Below are 12,232 nucleotides of genomic sequence, written 5' to 3'. Positions count from 1 at the left end.
CTTTAGAAAAACTATGACCTTATAAACACCCCGTCAGCCTACGGCTGCCACCCCTCTTGCAAAGAGAGGAATTGGACGTCGGTGATTTTAATTCCCCTCTTTGCAAGAGGGGTGCTTAAGCTTGCGAGGCGGGGTGTTGAAATAGCAAAAGTCGTAACTCCAGTTATTAATTATCTTCTGGATTTATTTTACGCGCCAAGGTTTGCCCTTCGGTTAAGCTATTTTGGCTAGATTGAGTCTGTGCTTTCACCTGACGAATCGTGTTATAACGCTCAGTTGTGACATCAACGTCAAAGCCCGTTGCAATAATCGTAATATCGACATTATCACCCATATCTTCTTTGATGGAGGTACCGATAATAACTGGCGCGTCAGCAGATGCAATCTCTGCCACACGATCACCTAACTCGGTGAATTCACCTAAAGAAATATCATTACTAGAGGTGACACATACCAATAAACCTTTGGCATCTTTCAGCTCAATATCTTCTAACAGATCACAAGAAACCGCCTTATCAACCGCTTTTAAAATGCGATCTTCACCACCGGCGTGCCCTGTGCCAATTACTGCCAAACCAGGGGATGCCATAACTGTTTTTACATCCGCAAAGTCAACGTTAATGTGACCAGGGGTTCTAATAATCCCAGTCATTGATGACATCGCATTAAAAAGCACATCATTGGCAGCATGAAATGCTTCCATTAGTGTTGTTCTGTCACCTAATGATTTACGTAATTTATCATTCGGAATAACGATCAAGGAATTGACATGCTCTTGAAGTGCTGAAATACCTTGTCTAGCAACGACCTCGCGACGACGCCCTTCAAATGAAAAAGGTGTCGTTACCACACCCACCGTCACAATACCTTTACGTTTTGCAACTTCAGCAATAACGCCAGCAGCTCCTGTACCAGTACCACCGCCCATGCCTGCAGTAATGAATAACATATCACAATCAGCAATAGCCTCTTCAATATTATGCATACTTTCTTGCGCAGCTTTAAGACCAACCTCAGGATTTGCTCCGGCACCTAGTCCTTTGGAAATAAATTCACCAATTTGTACCTTATGGGGTGCGGCATTTTTATCAAGTGCTTGCTTATCTGTATTCATCGCATAAATTTGCGCACCTTGTAAGCCTTTCTCGACCATGTAACCTACGGCATTACCGCCGCCGCCACCAACACCGATTACTTTAATGCGACCATGTTCAAAACCACTTGAATGTTGTTCTTGCTCTAAACTTGCCATCGTTTCTCCTAAAACTTTTCCCTTAACTAAAACGCCTATAGTATATACATAAATACGCTAAAATAATGATATTTCTGCGCTTTCATGCAAAAATCTTTCGTAAATAAAAGAAATTGAGCATAAATTATTTTTTGCACCGTGTATTTGCTTTTCTCATATATTGATAATGAATGATTTATGTTACACTGCGATTCAAGTAAGTTTTCTAGATGATGGGAATTTTTTCATGGAGAAGCAATACGATAAAAACGAGGTTAGGCTTATTAAGAAGTATCCTAATCGACGTTTATATGATACACAGGACAGTTGCTACATTACCGCAGAGGGTGTACATAAACTGATAATTGAACATGAAAATGTCGTCGTAGTTGAAAATAAAAGCGGCAAAGACATTACCCGAAGTGTATTAATGCAGATTATTAATGATCTTGAGGAGACGAGCCCAAGACAAATGTTTAGTAATGAGTTTTTAGCACAAGTTATTAAATCTTATGGTACCGATATGCAAAACACGTTGGTTATGTGTTTTAACAAAACACTTGATTTATATCTAGGACAAAAGCATGCCACTGCCGCCATTACTAAAAAGCCAAATGCGGCAATAACACCAAATGATTATTTCAACACCACCGCAAGAGACAATATTAACCGCTGGCAAAAGTCATGGGATAATTTAAAAAGCTCTAAAAAGTCATAGCCTTATTTAGCAGCTAAGAAACGTTCAATCCGCTGATATAAAACCTCGCATTCCTGTGGCACCAACTTACCAAAGTTAATAAAGCCATGAATCATATTATCAAAGTGATAATGATGTGTATCCACACCTTTTTCCATTAAACTTTGCGCAAAGAGCAACCCTTCATCTCTTAATGGATCAAAGCCTGCAGTAAATACCATAGTGCGTGGCATTTTTTCAAGATCTTTAATGTACAGTGGCGATATCTCTGGCTCAGTACCATTCATATCTTTAGGACGATACTGTGCGTTATACCAATTGACTTGACGTGATTCTAGCAAATACCCTTGACTAAACTCACGCATTGATTCTGTGTTATGTGTTAAATCAGTTGTTGGATAAATAAGGACTTGATTGCTTACTAGAAAGTCACCGGTTTGAATGGATTTTTCAACACAAAGTGCCGTGTAGTTACCTCCTGAGCTATCACCAATCATGGTAAAGTCGTTATGATCCGCCTTAATATCAGCAGCATGCTCATATGCCCATTTGGCGACTTGATAGACATCATTAAATCCAGCTGGATATGGGTTCTCAGGTGCCAAACGATAGTCAATAGCTAACACCACGCGATTTGTCGTATGTGCTAAATGCCTGCATGGCGCATCAAATGAGTCAAGCGTTCCAGACACAAAACCACCACCATGCGTATAAATCACAATAGGCAAATGCTCGTTAGGATTTGGATGGTACAAGCGTACATTAATCTCGCGCCCCTCTACCTTCACCGCGAAATCACGCACAGAGGCAATATCAACCTTGCTACCGGCATATAACATAAGCGATGCTGCTGATTTACGAACACCGGCAATGGATAAAACCTCGTCTTTTCTATATTTATTGACAAAGTCTAATAAGTTTTGCAGTTTTTCTGGTACGGCTTTTTGCCCATGATAAAGGGTTACTTCACGAATACTTTCAGCAGTTTCTTTGGCAACAATAACTTCACTATTAGATTTGGCTAATACATTAAACCAACTTTGTTGGCGCGGTGTCATCCGATCACCCATACCACTGATAGAGCTTGCAATGCCTTGATCACTACAATCACTTTGCGCAAATTCAGTTAATTTCTCACTAACCCAATGAATTAACATCACCGCCTTAGCATGATTATCAAAACGGGTTTGTAATATGCAGTCATTATTATCAATATCATCCGCCCACGGCACATAATCAACAATAAAGTTACAAGGCAAATAATGAAGTCCCGCTTCTCGTGCTAAGGCAAACTCAGGAAAAGCCGTCATGCCAATCACCCCACCACCCATTGCTTGATAACATTTAGCATCAATCATCGTTGGGAATTGTGGTCCATCAATGCACACGCAAATTTGCCCAAAATGAATCGGAAAATCAAAATGTGCTTTTCGTTTTTTGATGATATCAGCCGCTTTTTCACTAATTGGATGGGTTAATGAAACATAGGCTAAGATGCCATCATCACAGAAAGTCGATTCACGCAATCCTTTGGTGCGGTCAATATACTGATAAGGGATTGCCATATCACCAGGTTTTAATACCGTTTGCAAGCTGCGCACAGATGACAACGCCAGAATAGCTGTTGCGCCATGCTTTTTCAGTGCATAAATATTAGCGCGATAATTTATTTTACTTGGTAAGATATTTTCAGACTGTCCAGTGCGACACAGGAACAACATTTCAGCATTGCCAACCTTAATACGATAAAAGCCATTTGAACATAGTCCAAATGGTGTCTCGCGTGGCAATGTTTCTACTATTTCAAACTCATCAAACTCTTCAAATCCACTGCTACCGATAATTGCCCACATAATTTTTCCTTATGGATTAATTGCTTGAGTATATTATCGGATAGTCTTAGCTATTTATCCAACCTAAACAGCCAAAGTTTCTGTATTATACTCATCTAAATCACTTTGTGATGCTTAATGCTAAAGAAGTTTTTGATGGTATAAGCATTAGAACTTCCCGTAATATCCTTCTTTTAAAGCGTCATATAGGTTTGCTGCTGTATGCTCTTCACCATCATACTCAATCATTTCATTACCCTTTAGCTCAAGCATTGAACCATCATCAAGCGTGAAACGATATTTGGTTTTCTCAAGATCTTCATCTTTAACCAAAACACCTTGGAAAACTTCAGGATTAAATCTAAAGGTTGTACATCCCTTTAAACCTTGATGGTAGGCATAAAGATATATGTCTTTGAAATCAGCAAATGGGAAATCCGTCGGCACGTTAGCGGTTTTTGAAATACTTGAATCAACCCATTTTTGTGCGGCTGCTTGAATATCAACGTGCTCTTTCGGTTTGACATTATCAGCACTGATGAAATATTCAGGTAATTGCTGTGCCTGATCTTTAGCAAATGGCATTGCTTCGTTATTAACTAACTGACGATACGCTAATAACTCATAGGAAAATACATCTACTTTTTCTTTGGATTTTTTACCTGCACGAATGACATTGCGCGCATAGTGATGGGCAAAGCTTGGCTCAATACCGTTACTCACATTATTTGCTAATGATAACGAGATCGTACCCGTAGGTGCAATAGATGTATGATGTGTGAAGCGACAGCCATACTCACAAATGGCGTCAATAATAGAGATATCCTCTTTGGCTATGCGTTGCATATAACGACTATATTTAGCATGCAACATACGTCCTTTGATTATGTCACCAACTTTCACACCATCTGCTGCCATCTCAGGACGTAAGCGTAAGAACTCTTCTGTAACGGCAAAGTCCTTCTCAAGCACCGGTGCACTACCCTTTTCTTTGGCTAATTTAACGCCTTCACGCCAACCTTCTAATGCCATTTGTTTGGCAACTTCTTCGGTAAATGCTACCGAGTCTTTGCTGCCATATTTCATCTTAAGCATGGTAATTGCTGAACCCAAGCCTAAAAAGCCCATGCCATGACGACGCTTGGATTCGATCTCATGACGTTGCTCTTTTAATGGAAGACCGTTGATTTCGACGACATTATCAAGCATGCGCGTAAAGATACGCACAACTTTACGATATTTATCCCAATCAAAACGAGCCTCTTTGGTAAATGGTGCTTCAATAAATTTAGTTAAATTAACCGAACCTAACAAACAAGAACCATAAGGTGGTAATGGCTGCTCACCACATGGGTTTGTAGCACGAATGGTCTCGCAAAACCAATTATTATTATCTTCATTAACTTTATCGATCAAGATAAACCCAGGTTCAGCATAATCATAGGTTGAGGACATGATCATATCCCACAAACGACGCGCCTTGATTGTGTTATAAATCTTACAAGCAACAAGGCCTGAATCATCATTTATATAGTCATCTTTAACCGGCCAATCGCGCCATAATACTTGTGTTGTATCTTGCAAATCAATGTTATGTGCCTGTTGTTCAGCCTCAGTCATCGGGAAAGCCAAATGCCACTGTCCATCCTGCTCAACGGCATCGATAAAATCTTTGGTAATCAATAATGATAAGTTAAATTGGCGCAAACGCCCATCTTCGCGTTTGGCACGGATAAAATCAAAGACATCAGGATGGCCAACATCAAAGGTGCCCATTTGTGCACCGCGCCTGCCACCTGCTGATGCCACGGTAAAGCACATCTTGTCATAGATATCCATAAATGACATGGGACCTGAAGTATGCGCACCAGCTCCGGCAACAAATGCGCCTTTTGGACGCAATGTTGAGAACTCATAACCAATTCCACATCCGGCTTTAAGTGTTAATCCTGATTCATGTACTTTTTGCAAAATATCATCCATCGAGTCATGAATCGTGCCTGAAACCGTACAGTTGATCGTAGAAGTCGCAGGCTTATGCTCAAGTGCACCAGCGTTAGAGACAATTCTTCCTGCGGGAATGGCACCATTTCTTAATGCCCACAAGAACTCTTCATAATGTTTTTGTTGCAACGCTTTGGTTGCCTCAACCTCTGATAATGCTTTGGCAACACGCTGATATGTCGCATCAATATCTTGATCAACAGGCTCACCTAAGCGTGTTTTTAAACGATATTTACTATCCCAAATATCCAAGGATGCTGCTTGGATATCGATTGTTGGTATTGCTTCTGTCAACGACATGACGGGCTCCTCATAACCTAAAAATAACAAAATACACTGGATATTCTAACGTTATTTTTTATGAAAGGCGGCATTTTTTTCCCTGAATATTTTCATGATATGTCTTGACTCGAAAGATAGTTGCGACTATCTGACTTTGAACTTGCTACAAGCGATCAATTATATTTGTTTTCAAAGCAGAAACTCTATACACTCGCCATCAAAACGTGAATATCTAACAACATGGAAGCATAAATTATCATTTGCTTTCAGTCACTTTTTCTTTAAAGTTAATAGCCATAAGTAAAGCAATCAAGTCTCGTTATGACCTCAAAAAGAACCATTATTATTACCGGTGGCAGCCAAGGCATTGGCAAGGCGTGCTGTGCGCTGTTTCATGCCAATGATTATCAGGTGATTAATCTAGATATCGCCCCAAATGAAGTTTCTGGTGTTGATTATATTCAAACGGATTTAAGTCAAGTTGCGGCAATCAGTGAGTCTTTTAAACACATTAAAGAAAAATATCCACGTATTGACGCGCTTATCTCTAATGCTGGCATTCATTTCTCTGCCAGCATTGAAAATACATCAGAGAGAGATTATTTTCGCGTGTTAAACACTAACCTTACCTCATGCTTTTTTGTGCTTAAAGAAACCATTTCATTAATGAAGCAAAACGCACATGGTGGACGCATTATTACTATCGGTTCTGATCAGTCTTTTGTTGCTAAAAATAACTCAGCAGTTTATGGCTTAACAAAAGCCGCTATTGCTCAGCTGACCAAAAACATCGCTCTTGATTATGCTAAAGATCATATTACTGCCAATTGTGTTTGTCCTGGCACGATTGAAACACCACTTTATTGGCAAGCAATACGAAACTATTGCCAAAAATCAGGGGCTGATATTGATACCATTCATAAAGAAGAACAATTACTACAACCGGCAAAACGCTTAGGACAACCAGAAGAAGTAGCGAGTTTAATCTATTATCTTATTGATCAAGCAGGCAGTTTCTTATTAGGTAGCAATATTGCCATTGATGGTGGCTATACCGCGCAATAATTAGCATCTTTTCTGGTATTGTCTGGTATATGCCATATGAGTTCGCTAAAATAACGCCACACAATATTCTAGATTTAAATTTATCATGCAGATTCTGCCAAAAGCGACACGCAATATTTATGCCAACGCCATTCCTACGGCACTATCGCTTGCCTTAAATGAATACATCTTGGCAAATGATCAAAAGCCTCATTTATTAGTGTGTGAAAGTGCACAAGTCGCACTACAATTATATGATGAGCTGTGCTTTTTACTGCCACAAAAAACCATTTTGCATTTTGCTGATCTTGAGATTTTGCCTTTTGATTATTTCTCTGCGAGTGAGGATGTGATCTCATCACGTTTAAATACCTTAAACCAGATTCAAAATAATCCCAATAGCATTATCATTGCCAGTGTTAATACGCTGACTAAATATCTACCACCAAAGTCCTTTTTGCATGCTAATGCTTTTGTGATCAAAAGAGGTGACAGGCTTGATCTAACGCTAAAAAAGCGGCAACTAGAAACCACAGGTTATCAAAATGTCACCCAAGTGATTACTCGAGGTGAGTTTAGTGTGCGTGGCAGTATCTTGGATATTTTCCCAATGGGCTCGGATGACGCCTATCGTATTGATCTATTTGATGATGAGGTTGATAGTATCCGCTGTATTGATGTGGAAACACAACGCTCTCACTCACCAATTGATGAAGTCAACATATTGCCAACACAAGAGTTTGTCCTTGATAAAAAAACACTCGATCAATTTGCACTAAACTGGTATGAGATGATACCGCACGCAGATACTCAAAACCAAGTTTATCAAAGTATCATTAAAGGGCAAATGATCAGTGGTATTGAATTTTATCTGCCACTATTCTTTGAAGGTGTTAATACACTCTTTGACTATTTACAACAAGATACGATCATTCATAGCATTTATAACTGCCAATTGTCATTAGAGAAATATCACACTGATATTTTGACGAGACATGACCAATTAGCCCATGATCGTGAGCGCCCTATTTTACAACCTGAGCAGGTTTTCTTATCCCCTGCTGCATTTAATGGCTTAATCAAAGATTTCACGCACATTAAATGGTTATCTCAAGATAAAACCAAGGCAAATAACCTTGAAGTTGAGGCTCTACCTGATATTCATGTACATTATCAATATAAAGAGCCCTATCAAAAGCTTCTGGATTTATTAACAAATACAAACTTTAACAAAGTTATTTTTTGTGCTGAAAGTCCTGGCAGAAAAGCGCTTATGTATGAAAACTTAAGCAAACTGGGTTTGACGCTTGATACCTATGTCAACTTCAGTGATGCGCTTGAATCGGGCTCAGCACGAGCGATTACTGTTGCACCTTTTACCCAAGGTATTATTACCCATAATAAAAATCATAAAACACTTATCATTACCGAGTTTGATCTCTTTGCAAATCATAGTGCGATTAATCTACGCACACGCATTAAACAAAAAGATCAAAGCATACCGACTGTCGCCCTTAAAGATTTATCGGAACTAAGTCTAGGCAGCCCAGTAGTGCATATTGAACACGGTATTGCACGTTTTGATGGCTTAACTAAGCTTGATTTCGGCGCACAAGACACTGAGTTTCTAACGCTTAAATTTAAAAATGATGAAAAGTTATATGTGCCAATCTATGCACTACACCTAGTCAGTCGCTATAGTGGTACTGAGCTTGAACATGCACCTATTAGTAAGCTTGGCACCGATACTTGGCAAAAAGAAAAAGAAAAAGCGGCTAAAAAGATCAATGATGTTGCCGCTGACCTTTTGGCAATTTATGCAGAGCGTGCGCTCAAACAAGGCTATGGCAATATATTCCATGAGAAAGACTATCTGGCATTTTGTGAAGGGTTTCCCTTTGAAGAAACACCTGATCAAGCCATTGCAATTCATGATGTCATTAAAGATATGATTTCAGATAAACCAATGGATCGCTTGGTGTGTGGTGATGTTGGTTTTGGCAAAACAGAAGTAGCGATGCGTGCCGCCTTTATTGCCGCAAGTAACAATAAACAAGTCGCTGTTTTAGCACCAACCACTTTATTAGCACAACAGCATTTTGATAACTTTAGTGATCGATTTAGTGAAATGGGTGCAACTGTTGAAGTACTGTCACGCTTTAAAACAACCAAAGAGCAAAATGATGCGATCAAACAAATCAACGATGGTAATATCGATATTGTCATCGGCACACATAAATTGTTATCTGAGAAAATTAAGTTCCATAATTTGGGATTGTTAATTATCGATGAAGAGCATCGTTTTGGCGTCACTCACAAAGAAAAAATGAAAGCAATGCGTGCTAATATCGATATTCTAACGATGACGGCAACCCCTATTCCACGCACATTAAATATGGCATTTTCTAATATCCGCGATTTGTCAGTGATTGCCACAGCACCTGCTAAACGCCTATCGGTGAAAACATTTGTTAGACAATATAACAGTGGCATTGTCAAAGAAGCCGTGATGCGTGAGGCGTTAAGGGGCGGGCAAGTTTATTATCTTCACAACAGTGTTAGCACGATTTATCATAAGGCTGAGGAGTTACAAAAGCTTTTCCCTGATATCAACATTGCGGTAGCGCATGGGCAAATGCGCGAGCGTGAACTTGAGAAAATCATGTTTGAATTCCAACAAAATCGCTATCAAATTTTGGTGTGTACCACGATTATTGAAACCGGTATTGATATTGCTAATGCTAATACCATCGTGATTGAACGCGCGGATAATTTTGGCTTAGCACAATTGCATCAGCTGCGGGGTCGCGTTGGGCGCTCACATCATCAGGCTTATGCTTATTTACTGACACCACCTGAAGCATCATTAGCAAAAGATGCAAAAAAGCGTCTTGAAGCGATCTTAGAAACAGAGTCATTAGGTGGCGGTTACATGTTGGCTAACCATGATCTTGAGATCCGGGGTGCCGGTGAGATGCTTGGCAAAGAGCAAAGTGGTAATATGCAAGGCATTGGCTTTAATCTTTATATGGACTTACTACAAAAAACCATCTCAGCACTACAAAAAGGCGAAACATTTGATGCAACCAAGATCAATCAATCCTTTCAATTAGATGCCCAGATTGAGCTTAGAATCCCTACACTTTTCCCTGAAGAATATATCTATGATGTGCACACGCGTCTTGGGCTTTATAAACGCATCTCTAGTGCAGAAACACACGATGAGCTAGATAGAATCAAAGTTGAAGTGATTGATCGCTTTGGTTTATTGCCCGAGCATGCGCAGTATTTATTTGATATAACTCATTTGAAGTTAAGCGCCACTCACCTTGGTATTCATAAAATCGAAATGCACTCATCAGGTGGCAAAATAGGTTTTAACACACCTCTTGAATTTGACCCTATTCACCTGATTACGCTAGTGCAAATGCAGCCGCAAGATTTCCAATTAAGTCAAGATCAAAAGCTTATGATTAAAAAGGCCTTACCTCAAGCCCAAGAACGAATTGCGTTTATTAGTGCATTTATCGATAGGTTGCAGTCAAAAATAAAGCAAACAAGGCATTAAGTACCTAAGTAATAATGAAAAAATAAGTTGAGCTTCAATTATCCCCCTCACCTGCGCAGCTTAAGCTGCACGAGCAATCCCACAAGGGGAGAGGTGTTAGCTGATGCAACTTATTCTTGATTCATTACTATAAATAAACAAAGCATTAACTATACCCACCGCAAACCATTTTATAGAATTTCTTGCTTTGCATTTTCCGCGTTTTTACCAAGTTGAGTTTTGGCAATAGTCCTAGCTATTACCTGCAATCCAACTTGTCAAAAACTTCACAAACTGCTTCGCAACTTAACACCTCAAAATGATTTACGATGGGTATGTTCAAACGAATTTAAACTCTCAACGGCAATGGGCTTACCATTTTTTTCTTGCCATAGTGTATTTAAATCAATCTTAACATAGCCCAAGCTATCATACGTTCTAAAATATAAATTATTGTGACTTAAGTCCTTAATAACTGACCAAAGTGTAGTGCCATAGACAGTATCATTTCCAATCTTGTTACGCATAGCACCTTTAGGAATGTCGACGTTATTCAAAATATGTGTGCTTAGCACAATTGTCTCACGCGTATTTTGCGGCTGGATGGCGGTGTGTAAAAGAGCAAATTGTTTCACAAAGCGTGATGGTGATGTATAGTCACCTGGCAACCCTAAAAAGCCATTTCCCTGACTGATGGATGGGATTTCTTCGCCATTAAACGTTATTGAATTTTGATTGTATGGCGATAAATGTAAGTAGTTTTTTAAATTAGTCAAATGCCAATGATAGCTTGGGCTATTGGTCATTACATTGACTTTATTGTCATACACTTTTAATTGACCATTATTTTCATACTCAACAACGATGCTATTGCCTTTTTTGTCATGAAAAACAAAATGAAGTTCAGGTACTTGATGCTTTAATACAGCTTCTTTTTCTGCCCAAATTCTAATCGTTGATAAAGCCTTTTTAACTTCGGGAACGGTTTGATATTGTGACAAAACCCATACTAATAAATCATTGATTTTCACAAACTTCTGATGAGTATTACCTGATATATCTTTAGGTCCATAATCAGCATAATGTGGGAATAATAAGGCTTCTGCAGCTAACCCATGTTCATTAACACCATCAAACACAGCATCTTTGGCATCTTGCGCATAGATACCCACAAAGTTATATTTACCTTGCCATTGCATCGATATGGAACCATCTGGATTAGTCGTTTGAAATGTTTGCCCTTGTAAATAGCGCTGCAGCTGATCTTTCGTATCAATGGCAAACTCCATAGTGCGACCGATAACGACATCGCCATTTTTTGCTTGTACTTTTATATCAGTACAAGCTTGCGCATAAGTGACACCAAAAAGAGGGAGTGCGAAAGCTAAGTAACGAGAAATTGACATAAATCACCTTAAGTTAAATTGAGCAATGATTCGCCATCCTATCACCATAAATCATTGCTTAACAATTACGATTGCTTATAGGGATATAAGGTAATTAAATACACTATTTGAATTTATCTTATCGCAAGTGAAAACTCACGCAGGCTATTTAACATGTAGGGGCGTATAGCATACGCCCTACTATTTTTT

Annotated in this window: 7 protein-coding genes; 3 read left to right on the top strand and 4 right to left on the bottom strand. The window is 39.1% G+C overall.

Going from position 1 to position 12,232, the window contains the following annotated elements:
• Positions 1-166: 166 nt before the first annotated feature.
• Entirely contained in the window at positions 167-1,252 is a 1,086-nt protein-coding gene (gene ftsZ, locus IE867_RS06050) for a cell division protein FtsZ (RefSeq protein ID WP_192483875.1), read from the bottom strand.
• A 226-nt stretch (positions 1,253-1,478) separates the two neighbouring features.
• Between ftsZ and IE867_RS06045 the strand changes: the two genes are divergently transcribed.
• Positions 1,479-1,949, top strand: coding sequence for a polyhydroxyalkanoate synthesis regulator DNA-binding domain-containing protein (locus IE867_RS06045; protein ID WP_192483874.1), 471 nt, complete (start codon positions 1,479-1,481; stop codon positions 1,947-1,949).
• A 2-nt stretch (positions 1,950-1,951) separates the two neighbouring features.
• Here the strand turns inward: IE867_RS06045 and IE867_RS06040 are convergent, their stop codons facing one another.
• On the bottom strand, positions 1,952-3,781 hold the full coding sequence (locus IE867_RS06040) for an alpha/beta hydrolase fold domain-containing protein (RefSeq protein WP_192483873.1): 1,830 nt from the start codon (positions 3,779-3,781) through the stop codon (positions 1,952-1,954).
• A 147-nt stretch (positions 3,782-3,928) separates the two neighbouring features.
• Positions 3,929-6,064 carry an adenosylcobalamin-dependent ribonucleoside-diphosphate reductase gene (locus IE867_RS06035; protein WP_192483872.1) on the bottom strand — a complete coding sequence of 712 codons (2,136 nt, stop codon included), beginning with the start codon at positions 6,062-6,064 and terminating at the stop codon, positions 3,929-3,931.
• A gap of 303 nt (positions 6,065-6,367) precedes the next feature.
• On the opposite strand from IE867_RS06035, the gene IE867_RS06030 reads away from it, so the two are divergent.
• Together IE867_RS06030 and mfd are read left to right on the top strand one after the other, a co-directional pair.
• Entirely contained in the window at positions 6,368-7,111 is a 744-nt protein-coding gene (locus tag IE867_RS06030) for an SDR family NAD(P)-dependent oxidoreductase (protein WP_192483871.1), read from the top strand.
• Between the two features lie 85 nt (positions 7,112-7,196).
• Positions 7,197-10,658: a transcription-repair coupling factor gene (mfd, locus tag IE867_RS06025; RefSeq protein WP_192483870.1), complete on the top strand. Its 3,462-nt coding sequence runs from the start codon at positions 7,197-7,199 to the stop codon at positions 10,656-10,658.
• A gap of 293 nt (positions 10,659-10,951) precedes the next feature.
• On the opposite strand, the gene IE867_RS06020 is transcribed toward mfd, so the two are convergent.
• Entirely contained in the window at positions 10,952-12,043 is a 1,092-nt protein-coding gene (locus IE867_RS06020) for a linear amide C-N hydrolase (protein ID WP_192483869.1), read from the bottom strand.
• Positions 12,044-12,232: the final 189 nt, after the last annotated feature.

It is taken from the genome of Cysteiniphilum marinum (assembly GCF_014857925.1).
Lineage (GTDB): Bacteria > Pseudomonadota > Gammaproteobacteria > Francisellales > Francisellaceae > Caedibacter > Caedibacter marinus.
Note: the sequence above shows the minus strand (reverse complement) of the source record. Positions and strands in the feature narration are given on the sequence as shown.